The following is a 15,116-nucleotide window of genomic DNA, read 5'->3' on the forward strand; positions in this document are numbered from 1 at the left end:
GGCGCTACGGCCGCCACAGCGGGTGTTCCCGGTCCGCCCACTCTCTGCTCACCAGGCCCGTGCGAAGGCCCCGGCGGGACTCCGGGTCACCCAGGGCCATGCCGATGTGGCCCGCCAGGACGATGCCGATCGTCAGGGCCAGCCAGTCGTGGACGAAGGTCGCGCTGGTGCGCCACATCAGGGGGGTGAGGTGGGTGAACCACATCATCAGACCCGTGGCGAGCATGACGAGGGTGGCGCCGGCGAGCCAGGAGGCGTAGAGCTTCTGGCCGGCGTTGAACTTGGCGGCGGGGCGCGGGCCGGGTGCGCGGCGGCGGGCGGCGCGGAGCCAGAGGCGGTCGTGCGGGCCCCAGCGGTTCAGCCGGCCGACGTCCGCGCGGAACGCGCGGGAGGCGAGGCCCGCCAGGACCGGGAGGGGCAGAAGCAGGCCCGTCCACTCGTGGACCGTGACCACCAGGGCCCGGCGGCCGACCAGTTCGGCGAGCGCGGGGACGTAGAGGCAGGCCGCCGTCGCCACGCAGACGCCCATCAGGGCCGCCATGACCCGGTGGATCCAGCGTTCGGCGGGGGTGAAGCGCCGGACGCGGGGCTCGGCCTGGACCGGGGGCGTCTCAAGTCGTCGGTTCATCGTCCCGCCCGTTCGATCGGCCGACCCACGCGTCGATGTCGTAGCCCCGCTCCTCCCAGTAGCCGGGCTCGACCTTCTCCGTCACCTCGATGCCGGAGAGCCACTTGGCCGACTTGTAGAAGTACATGGGGGCGACGTACAGGCGCACCGGGCCGCCGTGGTTGTGGCTGAGGTCCTTGTCCTGCATACGGAGGGCCACCAGGACGTCGGCGCGGCGGGCCTGCTCCAGGGTGAGGCTCTCGCTGTACGCCCCGTCGAAGCAGGTGAAGCGGACCGCGCCCGCCGAGGAGCGCACCCCGGCCGCGTCCAGCAGCACGGAGAGCCGTACGCCCTCGAACGGGGTGTCCGGGACTCGCCAGCCCGTGACGCACTGGACGTCCTTCACCATCCGGGTCTGCGGGAGGGCCCGCAGGTCGGCGAGGGTGTACGAGGCGGGCTTGTCGACCAGGCCGTCGACGGTGAGGCGGTAGTTCTTCGCGGTCCTGCGGGGGACGGACGACGTCACCGAGTAGTAGCGGAAGCCGCCGCCGTTGGGGAGCAGGCCGGTCAGGCCGGTGGGGTCCTTCTGGGCGGCCTCGCCGAGGAACGCCTCCATGCCGCGCTGGAGGACGGGGGCGGAGACCACGCCGAGGGCGCCGAGTCCGAGGGTGCCCAGGAGGATGCGGCGGCCGATGGGTTTGCCCCGCTCGGGTTCCCGGCCGCCGTGGCCTTCCTGGTCCTCGTCCTCGGGGTGCTCCGTCGGCGTCTGCCGCGCTTCGGGATGTTCAGGGTTCACCCATCGATTCGACCATCCGCCGCCCCGGTCGGGCCAGTGGCGGCGGATATTCGTCAGGATTCGGTAAGCCCTACGCGGGTCCCCGGCTCAGCGCACGGCCTTGGCCGCCGCCCGGCCCGCCGTGCGGCCGGAGAACAGGCAGCCGCCGAGGAACGTGCCCTCCAGGGAGCGGTAGCCGTGGACTCCGCCGCCGCCGAAGCCGGCGGCCTCGCCCGCCGCGTACACGCCCTCCAGCGGGTCGCCGCCCTCGGTGAGGACCCGGGAGGAGAGGTCGGTCTCCAGGCCGCCGAGGGTCTTGCGGGTGAGGATGTTCAGGCGGACGGCGATCAGCGGGCCCGCCTTGGGGTCGAGGATGCGGTGCGGGGTGGCGGTGCGGATGAGCTTGTCGCCGAGGTAGTTGCGGGCCCCCCGGACCGCCATGACCTGGAGGTCCTTGGTGAAGGGGTTGGCGACCTCACGGTCCCGGGAGACGATCTCGCGGCGCAGCTCGGCCTCGTCGATCAGCGGCTCCTTGGTGAGCGCGTTCATGCCGCGGACCAGGGAGCCGAGGTCCTTCTCGACGACGAAGTCGACGCCGTGGTCCATGAAGGCCTTGACCGGGCCGGGGACGTCCGCGCGGGCCCGGATGAAGACGTCCTTGACGGACTTGCCGGTCAGGTCGGGGTTCTGCTCGGAGCCGGAGAGGGCGAACTCCTTGCCGATGATCTTCTGGTCGAGGACGAACCACGTGTAGTCGTAGCCGGTCTTCATGATGTGTTCGAGCGTGCCGAGGGTGTCGAAGCCGGGGAACAGCGGGACCGGGAGCCGCTTGCCGCGCGCGTCCAGCCAGAGCGAGGACGGGCCGGGGAGGACGCGGATGCCGTGGTTCTCCCAGATGGGGTTCCAGTTCTGGATGCCCTCGGTGTAGTGCCACATGCGGTCGCGGTTGATGAGGTTCGCGCCCGCCTCCTCGGCGATGCCGAGCATCCTGCCGTCGACGTGCGCGGGCACGCCGGAGATCATCTTCTCCGGGGGGTTGCCGAGGCGCTCGGGCCAGTTGGCGCGGACGAGGTCGTGGTTGCCGCCGATGCCGCCGGAGGTGATGATCACGGCCTGGGCCTTCAGTTCGAAGGCGCCGGTGACGTCGCGGCTGCTGGCCTGGCCGCGCTCGATGGTCGACGCCTCCAGGATCTCGCCGGTGACGGTGTCGACGGCGCCCGCGCTGCGCGACAGGCCGGTCACCCGGTGCCGGAACTTTAGCTGGACCAGCCCCCGGGCAACGCCCTCCCGCACCCGCCGCTCGAAGGGCTCGACGAGGCCGGGGCCGGTGCCCCAGGTGATGTGGAAGCGGGGGACGGAGTTGCCGTGCCCGTTGGCGTCGTAGCCGCCGCGCTCGGCCCAGCCGACCACCGGGAAGAACCGGACGCCCTGCTGGTGGAGCCAGGAGCGCTTCTCACCGGCCGCGAAGTCGACGTACGCCTCGGCCCACTTGCGCGGCCAGTGGTCCTCCTCGCGGTCGAAGGCGGCCGTGCCCATCCAGTCCTGGAGGGCGAGGGCGTGGCTGTCCTTGATCCGCAGGCGGCGCTGCTCGGGCGAGTCGACGAAGAAGAGCCCGCCGAAGGACCAGTGCGCCTGGCCGCCGATCGACTGCTCCGGTTCCTGGTCGAGGAGGATCACTTTGCGGCCCGCGTCGACGAGCTCCGCGGTCGCCGCGAGCCCGGCGAGGCCCGCCCCGATCACGATCACATCTGCGTCGTACGACATGGAGGACGTCCTCTCGGGAACGGTTCGGGCAAGCGAGGGCAGCCCGAAACAGGCCAGGCACGGCCCCCCGCTTTGTTACTGGCCGGTCAGCAGCTTTGGGATCAGATCCTTCGGCAGAAGGAGTGACCTAGTCAACTGCCGAGATGTGTCTGCTCTTACGGACAGCCCCCGGCGGGGCGGCTACAGTCTCCCGAATACGTATCGGGCCACCCGTCGGGGTACAAATCGCCCTCCGACAGGGATGCCGAGCGGATGCCCCTCGGGGAACACTCGCCGCGGCCCGTCCGACGACCCGAGGTATTCCGCGTGTCGGTTCTCGTTCTTCTTCTCTCCGTGGGCGCCGCCTGCTGTCTGGGCTTCGGCTTCGTACTCCAGCAGCAGGCCGCGGCGCACGCCCCGCTGGGCGACTTCCTCTCGCCCCGGCTGCTGCTCGACCTGATCCGGGTGCCGCGCTGGCTCGGCGGGATCGGGCTGATGGTGTGCGGCATGGCCCTGGGTGCGATCGCGCTCAGCCAGGGCGAGGTCACCCTCGTGGAACCGCTCCTCGCCACGAACCTCCTCTTCGCGCTCGCCCTCTCCCGCCGGCAGAACCGTCAGCCGCTGGGCCGCCAGGGCTGGGCGGGGCTGGTGCTGCTCGCGGGCGGCGTCACCGCGTTCATCGTCGCCGGGCGGCCGGAGGGCGGGGCGGCGGTCGGCGGCCCCTTCCGGCAGTGGCTGATCATCGGCGTCATGCTGGGGCTCGCGCTCCTGCTCACGGCGTACGCGAAGCGGTCCCGGCTCAGCGCCGCGCCGGTGCTCCTGGCGGTCGCGGCCGGGCTCCTCTACGGCGTCCAGGACGCGCTCACCCGGGTCAGCGGGCAGCGCTTCGCGGAGACCGGGTGGGGCGGGCTGTTCACCTCGTGGGAGCCGTACGGAGTCGTACTCCTCGGCGCGACCGGGCTGCTGCTCGTCCAGAGCGCCTTCGAGACGGCCTCGCTGCGGATGTCCCTGCCCGCGCTCACCGCCGCGCAGCCACTGGCGGGGATCGCGTGCGGCGTGGGGTTCCTCGGGGACCGGCTGCGGATGGACGCGGGGGCGCTCGCGTGGGAGGGGGTGGGGCTGGCGGGGATCGTCGTCGGGGTGGTGCTGCTCGGGATGCATCCGGCGATGCCGTGCGGCTCCGCCGGGGGGACGCGGGAGAGCTCGGGGGTGCGGGTGGGCGCCTCGTAGCTCGGGGGTGTGCGGTGGGCGCCTCATGGCTCGGGGGTGCGGGTGGGTGCCTCATAGCTCGGGGGTGTGCGGTGGGCGCCTCATGGCTCGGGGGTGCGGGTGGGTGCCTCATAGCTCGGGGGTGTGCGGTGGGCGCCTCATGGCTCGGGGGTGCGGGTGGGTGCCTCGTAGCTCGGGGGTGTGCGGTGGGCGCCTCATGGCTCGGGGGGTGCGGGTGGTGTGGCGGGTGCGGGTCCGGTGGGGGCTGGTCGCGCAGTTCCCCGCGCCCCTGAAAAGCAGGGGCTGCGCCCCGTGCTTTTCGGCCCGCAGGGCCGTCGTTTCCAGGCCCGCAGAGCCATCGTCTCCCAGTCCCGCAGGCCCGTGATTTTCCAGACCCGCAGGCCCGCCGCCTTCCAGACCCGCAGAGCCATCGTCTTCCAATCCCGCAGGCCCGTCGTCTTTCAGGCCCGCAGGGCCTGGTCTTTTAGGGGCGCGGGGAACTGCGCGAGCAGCCCCCACCGGACCCGCGGACGGACTCAGCCGCTCGACCCAGCCCCTGCTTGGATGGAGTCATGAGCGCCGCCGACGAGATCCTCGACATCGTGGACGAGAACGACCAGGTCATCGGGCAGGCCCCGCGGGGGGAGGTGTACGCCCGGGGAATGCGGCATCGGGCCGTGTTCGTGCTGGTCAGGGACGCCGAGGGGCGGGTGTTCGTGCATCGCCGTACGGCCACGAAGCTGATCTTCCCGGCGCTGTACGACATGTTCGTGGGCGGGGTCGTCGGCGCGGGCGAGTCCTACGACGACGCGGCTCTGCGTGAGGCCGAGGAGGAACTGGGCGTCACGGGGCTGCCGCGCCCCGACCCGCTCTTCAAGTTCCTGTACGACGACGGATCCGGACGGACGTGGTGGTCGGCCGTGTACGAGGTCCGCTGCGAGCTGCCGGTACACCCGCAGGTGGAGGAGGTCGCCTGGCACGGGTTCCTGGCGGAGGCCGAGGTGGAGCGGCGGCTGGACGAGTGGGAGTGGGTGCCGGACGGGGTGGCGGCCTACGAGCGACTGAGGGGGCGCAGGGCCGCGGAGTGAGGCACGAGGAGGGCGATCTACGCCGGGAAGCCGACCGGTAATGTCCTGTACGTGATCGAATTTGCACGGAACGTCCGGCTGTGGTTCGTCCCCGCGGAGGTCCGGGAGGACGGCCGAACCCCGGACTACCGGTTCTCCCTGGCCAATGAGCGGACGTTCCTGGCCTGGCTGCGCACCTCGCTCGCGCTCATCGGCGGCGGTTTCGCGGTGGACCAGTTCCTGCCGGACCTGCGCTGGGGCTGGCGCGTCGGGCTCGCGCTCGCCCTGCTGGCGGCCGGGGTGCTGTGCGCGCTGCGGGCGGTCAACCACTGGGTGCGCTGCGAGCGGGCGATGCGGCGCGGGGAGGACCTGCCGGTGTCGCGCTTCCCGGCGATGCTCAGCCTCGTGGTCGCCGTGGTCGCCGTCGCCATGGTCGCCGTCGTGCTGCTCGGGTGGGAGGGATGAGTCTCGCCTCTCCCGCCCGTGACCCGGGGCTCCAGCCCGAACGCACCCGGCTGGCCTGGCGGCGTACGACCCTTACGGGTGCCGTGATCGCCGTGCTCGCCGCGAAGTCCGCGCTGCACGGCGGGCCGTCGACGGCCGGTGTGGTGGCCGCCGCCCTGTGCGCGGTGCTGTGGCTGGGCTTCCTGGCGCTCGCCCACCGCCGCATCCACGCCCTGTCGGCCTCCCGACCGCCCGTCCTCGCGCCCCGGACCGCCGTGACGGCGGTCCTGTGCGTGATCGCCCTAGCGGTGTGCGGCGCGGCCTTGGTGTCCTGAGACCGCGCCCTGACATCCCGGGACCCCGCCGCGCGACGGGACGTGGCACAGCGACGGGAGCGATCGAGCAAACCGAAGCGGGGGCAAGCCTTGGTGTGTGCATGGGGTTTCGAAAAGGAAGAACCGGGACTTCTGTGACTAGCCTGGTCATGTCACCCCCGTACCACCGAAGGTGAGCGCGATGACCACCCTGCACCAGGAACACCCCGTCCACGACCACGCCCACGGTCCGGCCTGCGGACACACCGCCGTACCGCACGGTGACCACACCGACTACGCGCACGACGGGCATCTGCACCGCGAGCACTCCGGGCACTGGGACGAGTGCGAGCCGAAGGGGCACACCGCGCACGACGGCCACGCCCACGAGCACGGCGAGGACTGCGGGCACCCGACGGTCACGCACGGGGACCACGTGGACTACGTGCACGACGGACACCGTCACGCCGCCCATGACGGGCACTGGGACGACCACTGACGCCACCGACGGCCGGCGGCGGGCACCAGCGGCATCACCCGCACCGTTTCCGTACACCCCGGATTCTCCCGGATCATCGCCGACTGGCAGGCTCTGTCCACCAGTTGGCGACGCTTCGGGGGATGAAGGGGTTCACTATGACCGCAGGAGAGCCGTACACCGTCGAGCTCGCGAGCGACGTGTACGCGTATGTGCAGCCGGACGGCGGGTGGTGTCTGAACAACTCCGGTTTCGTGAGTGACGGGACCACCACTCTGCTCGTGGACACGGCGGCGACGGAGCGCCGGACCCGCGCCCTGGGCGCCGCGCTCGACGCGACCGGCGTCCCGAGGCCCCGTCTCCTGGTCAACACCCACCACCACGGGGACCACACCTACGGCAACGGCTTCTTCACGCCGGCCGCCACCCTCGTCTCGCACTCGGCCTGCCGCCGTGAGGCCCTCGCCAGCGGGCAGCACCTCCATCTGCTGTGGCCGCAGACCGACTTCGGCGACGTCGGCATCCGGGGCGCGGACCTGACGTACGACGACCGCGTGACGCTCCACGTCGGTGACATCGAGGCGCAGGTCATCCACCCGGGCATCTCGCACACGGTCGGCGACTCGGTCGTCTGGCTGCCGCACCGGCGGGTGCTGTTCGCCGGGGACCTGGTCTTCGAGGGCGGAACGCCGTTCTTCCTGATGGGGTCGCTGAGCGGTTCGCTGCGGGCGCTGGCGCTGCTGCGCGAGCTGGGCGCCGAGACCGTCGTACCGGGGCACGGGCCGGTGACCGACCCGTCGGCGTTCGACAAGGCCGAGCGGTACATGCGGTTCGTGACCGACATCGCCGAGAAGTCGCACGCGGCGGGCCTCACGCCCCTGGAGGCGGCCCGGAACACGGATCTCGGGGAGTACGCCGCGCTGCCGGAGAGCGAGCGGCTGGTGGCGAACCTGCGCCGGGCGTACGCCGAGCTGGACGGGCACCCGGAGGGCGAGGGCGTCGACCCGTTCGCCGGGTTCATGGACATGGCGACCATCAACGGCGGGGAGATGATGACCTGCCACGCGTGACGCCCGGGAGGAGTCGGCGGGCCGGGTGGCCGGGGCGCCGACGACCGGACGCCGACGACCGGGTGGGGATCCGGCTTTCCGGCCGGATCCCGTCGAGACTCCGATCACTTTCGTGTCACCCACTGGACGACATACCGACCGGTCGGCATCATGAGAGGGTCCCGGTAACCCGCGTGGAGGAGCGATGATGCACCCAGACCACCCGCCAGGTCTCGATCCCGACCGGCTCCGCGCCCTGCTCGACGCCGAGCGGCCCGGACTCGTGGGCGGCCCGCTCACCGGCCGGCTGATCGAGGGCGGGCGGTCGAACCTGACGTACGAGGTCACGGACGGCACCGCCAAGTGGGTCGTACGCCGGCCGCCGCTGGGCCATGTGCTGGCCACCGCGCACGACATGAAGCGCGAGCACCGCGTGATCAGCGCGCTGCACCCGACCAACGTACCGGTGCCGCGTCCGGTGCTGCTCTGCGAGGACGAGGACGTGCTCGGCGCGCCCTTCTACGTCATGGACTTCGTCGAGGGCACCCCCTTCCGCACCGCCGATCAGCTGGCCCCGCTGGGTCCTGAGCGCACCCGGGCCGCCGTGCTGGGCCTGGTCGACACCCTCGTCGAACTGCACGCGGTGGACCCGGCCGAGGTGGGCCTCGCCGACTTCGGGCGCCCGGAGGGCTTCCTCGACCGGCAACTGCGGCGCTGGGGCAAGCAGTTGGCCGCGTCCCGCAACCGCGAGCTGGCCGGCATCGACGAGTTGCACGCGGCCCTCGGCCGGCAGCTCCCCCCCTCCCCCGCCCCGACGGTCATCCACGGCGACTACCGGCTCGACAACGTACTGCTCGGTGGCGACGACCGGATCAAGGCCATCCTCGACTGGGAGATGTCCACGCTCGGCGATCCGCTCACCGACCTGGGCCTGCTGGTGATGTACAGCGTGCCGCTCGCCATGCCCGACTCGCCCGTCTCCACGACCGCGGCGGCCGCCGGGCACCCGGATCCGGCCGAGATCGTCGAGCGGTACGCGGCCCGCTCGGGCCGTGACGTGTCCTCGGTGTCCTGGTACACGGCGTTCGCGTGGTTCAAGCTCGCCGTGATCCTGGAGGGCATCCACTACCGGTACACCCTCGGCCAGACGGTCGGCCGCGGCTTCGACCGCATCGGCGACCTGGTCCCCGTCTTCATCGAACACGGCCTGACGACTCTTCGCACCGGCTCCCAGGAAGGCTGACCAGCATGGACTTCGCATTCGACGCCCGCACGGAGGAGCTGCGTGCCAAGCTCCTCGCCTTCATGGACGAGTACGTCTACCCGGCGGAGGCCGTGGCCGAGGAGCAGCGGGCCGAGCTGGCCTCGCCGTGGGACACCCCGGCCGTGATGGAGGACCTGAAGGCCGAGGCCCGCAGGCAGGGCCTGTGGAACCTCTTCCTGCCCGACTCCGAGTACGGGGCGGGGCTCACCAACCTCCAGTACGCGCCGCTCGCCGAGATCACGGGGCGGTCCCCGCAGCTGGCGCCGACCGCGCTGAACTGCGCCGCGCCCGACACGGGCAACATGGAGGTGCTGAGCCAGTTCGGCGACGAGGCGCAGAAGAAGCAGTGGCTGGAGCCGTTGCTCGCCGGTGAGATCCGGTCGGCCTTCGCGATGACCGAGCCGGAGGTGGCCTCCTCGGACGCCACCAACATCACCACGCTGATCGAGCGGGACGGCGACGAGTACGTCGTCAGCGGGCGCAAGTGGTACATCTCCGGGGCCATGAACCCCGACTGCCAGATCTTCATCGTGATGGGCAAGACGGACCCGAACGGGGCCGACATCCGCCGTCAGCAGTCGATGATCCTGGTCCCGCGCGACACTCCGGGCGTCACGGTGAAGCGCGCGATGCGGGTCTTCGGGTACGAGGACCACTCCCACGGCGGCCACGCCGAGGTCGTCTTCGAGGGTGCGCGGGTGCCGGCCGCCAACCTGATCGGCGAGGAGGGCGGCGGTTTCGCCATCGCGCAGGCGCGGCTCGGTCCCGGCCGCATCCACCACTGCATGCGGCTCATCGGGATGGCCGAGCGGGCGATCGAGCTGATGTGCCGGCGGGCGGTGGCGCGGGAGGCCTTCGGCAAGGCGCTGGCGCAGCAGGGGGTCGTGCACAACTGGATCGCCGATGCGCGGGTCGCGGTCGAGCAGTTGCGGCTGCTGGTGCTGAAGACGGCGTGGATGATGGACACGGTGGGCAACAAGGGGGCCCACGCGGAGATTCAGGCGATCAAGATCGCTACGCCGCGGACTGTCGTGGACATCATCGACCGGGCCATTCAGCTGCACGGCGCGGGAGGTGTCAGCCAGGACTTCCCGCTGGCCGAGCTGTACGCGGGGGCGCGGACGCTGATGATCGCGGACGGGCCCGACGAGGTGCACCAGCGGTCGCTGGCTCGACGGGAGCTGAAGCGGTACATGTGAGCGGCGGGGGGTTCGTTGTCGGGTGCGGGTCCGGTGGGGGCTGGTCGCGCAGTTCCCCGCGCCCCTGAAAGACCAGGCCCTGCGGGCCCGAGAGACCACAACCCTGCAGGCCGGAAGGCCACGGGGCTACGGGCCTGAAAGCCACGGGGCTACGGGGCTGCGAGCCGGAAGGCGACGGGGCTACCGGGCTGCGGGCCGGAAGGCCACGGGGCTCCGGGCCTGAAGGCCACAGGGCTACGGGCCCGAAGGCGACAGGGCTACGGGCCTGGAGGCCACAGGCCGGAAGGCTACGGGGCTACGGGGCTACGGACCGGAAGGCCACGGGGCTGCAGGCCGGAAGGCCACGGGGCTGCAGGCCGGAAGGCCACGGGGCTGCGGGTCGAGAAGCATGGGGCGCGGCCCCTGCTTTTCAGGGGCGCGGGGAACTGCGCGAGAAGCCCCACCGGGCCCGCGCCCGCCAGACCGACCGAACCCCCCGAGCTGTCAGGCGCCCACGCGCCCACGCGCCCAGGCGCGCACGCGCCCTACGGCCGCAGCGCGCGCAGCAGCAGGTCCGCCAAGTGGTCCGCGACCTCCTGCGGGCCCATGGGGCCATCCGGGCGGTACCACGTCGACAGGTGGTGGACCGAGCCGAAGTGGTAGTCGACCACCAGGTCGGCCGGGGTCGCCTTCGAGAAGACGCCCGCCTCCTGCCCCTCCTCCACGAGCGCACGGAAGCGCTCGTGGTAGCGGCGGCGTTCCGCGCGGACCTGCTTGTTCTTCTCGGGGCTCAGGTGGTGCATGGACCGGAAGAAGATCATCGCGTCGTCGAGGTTGTCGATGGTGGTGACGACGACATCGGCGGCGGCACCCCGCAGCCGCTCCTCGACGGGCGCGTCGGCCCCCGCGAACGCGTCGAGCCGCTCCTGCTGGATGCGCAGCACACGCGCGTACACCTCGTGCAGCAGGTCGTCCTTGGAACCGAAGTAGTGGTACAGCGCACCCTTGGTGACGCCCGCCGCCTCGACGATCTCCTGCACGGAGGTGCGGTCGTAGCCGCGCTCGGCGAAGAGCCGGGTGGCGGCGGCCAGCAGCCGCTGCGGTACGGGCGTACCGTCGCCGTCCGTCGTCCTGGGCACTGCCGCCACCTGCCTTCCGAGGTTCTGTTGTCGCCTACTGGTCGCCCGCCGGTCCTCGATCGGTTCCCCGACCGGCCGGAATCGGGCGCCCCCGCCGGAGGATCATCCCACTCTCCGGCACCCGGCCGCCGGGCAGGGCGGTCAGCCCGTCGTCTCCCACTTCCGCTGGATGTGGTTCATGTTCGTCAGCCAGCGGTCCGGATCGGCTGCCCTGGCCTGGTAGAAACCGGCCACCTCGGGGTGCGGCAGGATCAGGAAGCGGTCCTTGTCGATGCCCTCGAAGAGCGCGTCGGCGACGTCCTCCGGCTCGATCGCGGTCGGTGTGAGGACGAGGTCGCCGGCGCTGCCGGAGGCGGTCAGCATGTCGGTGCGCACCCCCTGCGGGCAGATCGCGTGGACCTTGACGCCCCGGTGCCGGTAGGTGAGGGACAACCACTCGGCGAAGGCGTACGCCCCGTGCTTGGTGACGCTGTAGGGCGCCGCGCCGATCATCGTCAGCAGCCCCGCCGCCGAGACCGTCGACACGAAACGCCCGCTGCCCCGCTCCAGCCACGCCGGCAGCAGCTCGTGGGCCGCCCTGACGTGCGCCATCACGTTCACGTCCCAGGCGAGCGCCCAGACCTTCTCGTCGGCCGCCTCCGTACCGCCGGAGGCGAGTCCCGCGTTCGCGCAGTACACATCCACCGTGCCGCCCAGCGCCTCCCTCGCCTCGGCGACGATCGAGGACGCGTCCCCGGGCACCGCGATCCCGCCGATCTCGTCGGCCACGGCCTCGGCCCGGTCACCGTCCAGGTCGTTCACGACGACCCGGGCCCCTTCGGCCGCGAACCGCCGCGCCAGGGCGGCCCCGATCCCACCGCCCGCTCCTGTGACGACCACACCCGCACCCTGCACGACATCCACGATCGCTCTCCCTCGACACGACACACCCGAACGGCTCCACTGCGACTGCCAGACTAACCGGTCGGTATGTGCCAGAGAAGAGCCACTCGATACCACGTCCCGCAGGAGCGCCCGAAGGGGCGCGGGGAACTGCGCGACCAGCCACAACCGCGTGGCAGGTTACAAACCACCTGCAGGGGCGCTTAGCTTGCCTGTAGGCCGTTTCCGCGACCGCGACCCGGAGGTCACCCCATGCACCTCTCCCGCCGCACCTTCCTCGCCGCCTCCACGGCAGCCACCGCGTCCACGGCAGCCACGGCCGGCCTCACCGCCGCTCCCCCGGCCGAGGCGGCCCGCCAAGGGCTGCGCACCGGCTTCGAGCGCCTGGCGCAGGACGGCTACAAACTCCTCGGCGGCCAGAAGGTCGGCATCGTCACCAACCCCACCGGCATCACCAGGGACGCCCGCCACATCGTCGACGTGATGCACACCGACGACCGCGTGGACCTCAGAGCCGTCTTCGGCCCGGAGCACGGCTTTCGCGGCACCGCCCAGGCCGGCGGCTCCGAGGGGCGCTACGACGACCCGGCGACCGGGCTGCCCGTCTACGACACGTACCTGAAGAGCGGCCGCCCCCTCGCGGACATCTTCACCGCCTCCGGCGTGGACACCGTCGTCTTCGACATCCAGGACGTGGGCGCCCGCTTCTACACGTACATCTGGACGCTGTACGACTGCATGGAGGCGGCCCAGTCGGCCGGAAAGCGTTTCGTCGTGCTGGACCGGCCGAACCCGGTGACCGGGCGGAGCGCTCAAGGGCCCGTGCTGCACAAGGAGTTCGCCACGTTCGTCGGACGGCAGCCCATCGCGCAGGCGCACGGGATGACGGTGGCGGAGCTGGCACGGCTGTTCAACGAAGAGTTCCTGACCACGCCCGTGGCGCTGGAGACCGTACTGATGTCGGGGTGGAGCCGTTCGCGGTTCCATGACGACTCCGGGCTGCCCTGGGTGCCGCCCAGCCCCAACATGCCGACGCCGGACACCGCGCTCGTGTACTCCGGGACGTGTCTCTTCGAGGGGACGAACCTGTCGGAGGGGCGCGGCACCACGCGGCCGTTCGAGCTGCTCGGCGCGGAGGGCGTCGACCGGCGGTGGGCGGCCGCCGCGAACGAACTCGGCCTGCCCGGCGCGCACTTCAGGGAGGCGTACTTCGCGCCGACGTTCTCCAAGTTCCAGGGGAAGACCATCGGGGGCGTACAGATCCACGTCCACGACCGGGCCGCGTACGACCCCGTACGCACCGGGATCGGCCTCCTCGTGACCGCCAGGAAGGTCTGGAGCGGCTTCGCCTGGCGGCCGGACAACTGGATCGACAAGCTGACCGGTTCGGCGCGGGTGCGGACGATGATCGACGCGGGGGCGGACACGGACGAGGTCGTGGCGGGCTGGCAGGAGGAGCTGGCCGCGTTCCGCAGGGTGCGCAAGGAGTACTTGCTGTACCGGTAGTCGGCGCCAAGGGCCGTACGCGACGTATGGCCATCCTTCGCCGCCCGCAGGACCATGCGCCTGAGCGCACCACCAACGGGGGCCGAAGGGGGCTCGTCATGGCGGATCCGGGAATGAGCGTGACTCCCTACTGGGAACTGACCTTCGACGCGGACGGGGACGTGGACACCGGTCAGCGGGACCGGCTCCTCGCCGGGGTCGGGGAGCGCGGGGTCGTGGATCTGGTCGTCTTCGCACACGGCTGGAACAACGACCGGTCCGGCGCGACCCGGCTCTACAGCAGCTTCCTCGCCCCGTTCCCGGAGCTCGCGCCGAAGGCGAGGCTGGGCTACGTCGGGGTGATGTGGCCCTCGATGCGGTTCTCGGACGAGCCGATCCCGGACCTCAAGCCGGTCCCGGCCGCGGCGCCCAGCCGTCCCGCGCTCGACAAGAACACCCGGCACGCCCTGTTGGAGGTCTTCCCCGGGCGGGCCACCGTCGTCGAGCAGCTCGCCCGGCTGCTGGACCAACGACCGGACGAAGGCGCCTCGTTGGAGGAGTTCGGGCGGCTCGTACGGCTGCTGGTGGAGGTGCCGCCCCAGGGGCCGCAGGGCGCGTTCACGGCGGACACCATCACGGAGGGGGTGCCGGAGGGCACGCCCGGGATGCTGTGCGGGGACGCGGTGCGGGTGTGCGCGGACTTCGCGGCGGCGCTGACGGAGGTCGAGGTCCCGGGGGTGATGACCGGGGCCGCCGTCACCCCGCCCCAGGCCTGGGACGGCGCCCATGAACTCCTGCGTCAGGCCACGTACTTCGCGATGAAGCGCCGGGCGGGGACGGTCGGCGAGCGTGGGCTGGGGCGGCTGCTCGGGCAGCTCGCGAGGACCGCGCCGCAGGTACGGGTGCACCTCGTCGGGCACAGCTTCGGCGCGCGTCTCGTGTCGTTCGCACTGCGCGGACTGCCTGAAGGGGTGCACTCCGTGAAGTCGGTGACGCTCCTTCAGGCGGCCTTCTCCCACTACGCGTTCGCGGCGCGACTGCCCCACGACGCACGCGCGAGCGGCGTGCTGAACGGTCAACAGAAGCGGATCGACGGCCCGTTGGTGTGCTGTCACTCCAAGCACGACTCGGCGCTCGGCACGATCTACCCGCTGGCCTCCCGGATGGCGGGCGACGCGCGCACCGTGCTGGGCCTGAGCGTGAACAGCCTGCTGGGCGCGAAGTGGGGCGCCCTCGGCTACGGCGGGGTGCGGGCGGTCAAGGGCACCCGGTCGTTCAAGCTGGCAGACGCCCTCAAGGCCCAGCTGCCGACAGCGGGCTGCGTGAACATCGACGCGGCGGCGGTGGTGCGGCGCGGCGGCGCGCCGTCCGGTGCCCACAGCGACATCTGCCACCGGGAGTTGGCCCGGGTGGTGCTGGCGGCGGGCCGTATCGTCTGATCCCGGCCCGCCGCCTCACTCACTCACTCACTCGCTCACTCAC

The 15,116-nt window shown here is 71.8% G+C and carries 15 protein-coding genes; 10 read left to right on the top strand and 5 right to left on the bottom strand.

Translation table 11 applies throughout. The features are described from left to right. Positions 1-4: 4 nt before the first annotated feature. The 3 genes from OG272_RS09700 to OG272_RS09710 all read right to left on the bottom strand — a co-directional run bounded on the left by OG272_RS09700 (position 5) and on the right by OG272_RS09710 (position 3,146). Positions 5-628, bottom strand: a complete 624-nt coding sequence (locus tag OG272_RS09700) for a cytochrome b/b6 domain-containing protein (RefSeq protein WP_327730461.1) — start codon at positions 626-628, stop codon at positions 5-7. Next, positions 612-1,403, bottom strand: coding sequence for a molybdopterin-dependent oxidoreductase (locus tag OG272_RS09705; protein ID WP_327730460.1), 792 nt, complete (start codon positions 1,401-1,403; stop codon positions 612-614). The genes OG272_RS09700 and OG272_RS09705 overlap by 17 nt, the downstream gene beginning before the upstream one ends. An 87-nt stretch (positions 1,404-1,490) precedes the next feature. Further along, positions 1,491-3,146: an FAD-binding dehydrogenase gene (locus tag OG272_RS09710; protein ID WP_326583922.1), complete on the bottom strand. Its 1,656-nt coding sequence runs from the start codon at positions 3,144-3,146 to the stop codon at positions 1,491-1,493. Positions 3,147-3,452: 306 nt separating this feature from the next. Here OG272_RS09710 and OG272_RS09715 point away from each other — a divergent pair, with 306 nt between their 5' ends. From OG272_RS09715 to OG272_RS09750, 8 genes are all read left to right on the top strand, one after another. Next, positions 3,453-4,355 (top strand): DMT family transporter, encoded by a 903-nt coding sequence (locus tag OG272_RS09715; protein WP_326583921.1) that lies wholly within the window; start codon positions 3,453-3,455, stop codon positions 4,353-4,355. 551 nt (positions 4,356-4,906) lie between these two features. Further along, entirely contained in the window at positions 4,907-5,422 is a 516-nt protein-coding gene (locus tag OG272_RS09720) for an NUDIX domain-containing protein (RefSeq protein WP_327730459.1), read from the top strand. Positions 5,423-5,473: 51 nt separating this feature from the next. Then, entirely contained in the window at positions 5,474-5,866 is a 393-nt protein-coding gene (locus OG272_RS09725; RefSeq protein ID WP_326583919.1) for a DUF202 domain-containing protein, read from the top strand. Beyond that, positions 5,863-6,180, top strand: coding sequence for a DUF202 domain-containing protein (locus tag OG272_RS09730; RefSeq protein ID WP_326583918.1), 318 nt, complete (start codon positions 5,863-5,865; stop codon positions 6,178-6,180). The genes OG272_RS09725 and OG272_RS09730 overlap by 4 nt, the downstream gene beginning before the upstream one ends. 181 nt (positions 6,181-6,361) lie before the next feature. Next, a complete protein-coding gene (locus OG272_RS09735) occupies positions 6,362-6,658 on the top strand; it encodes a hypothetical protein (protein WP_326583917.1) in 297 nt (98 codons plus the stop codon). A 137-nt stretch (positions 6,659-6,795) separates the two neighbouring features. Continuing rightward, the gene (locus tag OG272_RS09740; RefSeq protein WP_327730458.1) at positions 6,796-7,707 is read left to right on the top strand and encodes an MBL fold metallo-hydrolase; all 912 of its coding nucleotides are present in this window, start codon (positions 6,796-6,798) and stop codon (positions 7,705-7,707) included. A gap of 187 nt (positions 7,708-7,894) precedes the next feature. Next, a complete protein-coding gene (locus OG272_RS09745; protein WP_327732297.1) occupies positions 7,895-8,929 on the top strand; it encodes a phosphotransferase family protein in 1,035 nt (344 codons plus the stop codon). A gap of 5 nt (positions 8,930-8,934) precedes the next feature. Further along, a complete protein-coding gene (locus tag OG272_RS09750) occupies positions 8,935-10,149 on the top strand; it encodes an acyl-CoA dehydrogenase family protein (RefSeq protein ID WP_327730457.1) in 1,215 nt (404 codons plus the stop codon). Between the two features lie 524 nt (positions 10,150-10,673). On the opposite strand, the gene OG272_RS09755 is transcribed toward OG272_RS09750, so the two are convergent. Further along, entirely contained in the window at positions 10,674-11,267 is a 594-nt protein-coding gene (locus OG272_RS09755; protein ID WP_326583914.1) for a TetR/AcrR family transcriptional regulator, read from the bottom strand. A gap of 141 nt (positions 11,268-11,408) precedes the next feature. Further along, the gene (locus OG272_RS09760; RefSeq protein ID WP_327732296.1) at positions 11,409-12,173 is read right to left on the bottom strand and encodes an SDR family oxidoreductase; all 765 of its coding nucleotides are present in this window, start codon (positions 12,171-12,173) and stop codon (positions 11,409-11,411) included. Positions 12,174-12,401: 228 nt separating this feature from the next. Between OG272_RS09760 and OG272_RS09765 the strand changes: the two genes are divergently transcribed. Both OG272_RS09765 and OG272_RS09770 read left to right on the top strand, forming a co-directional pair. Next, positions 12,402-13,655, top strand: a complete 1,254-nt coding sequence (locus OG272_RS09765; RefSeq protein ID WP_326583913.1) for a DUF1343 domain-containing protein — start codon at positions 12,402-12,404, stop codon at positions 13,653-13,655. 98 nt (positions 13,656-13,753) lie between these two features. Next, a complete protein-coding gene (locus tag OG272_RS09770; protein WP_327730455.1) occupies positions 13,754-15,073 on the top strand; it encodes a serine-threonine protein kinase in 1,320 nt (439 codons plus the stop codon). Positions 15,074-15,116: the final 43 nt, after the last annotated feature.

It is taken from the genome of Streptomyces sp. NBC_00104 (genome assembly GCF_045160825.1).
Taxonomy (GTDB): Bacteria; Actinomycetota; Actinomycetes; order Streptomycetales; family Streptomycetaceae; genus Streptomyces.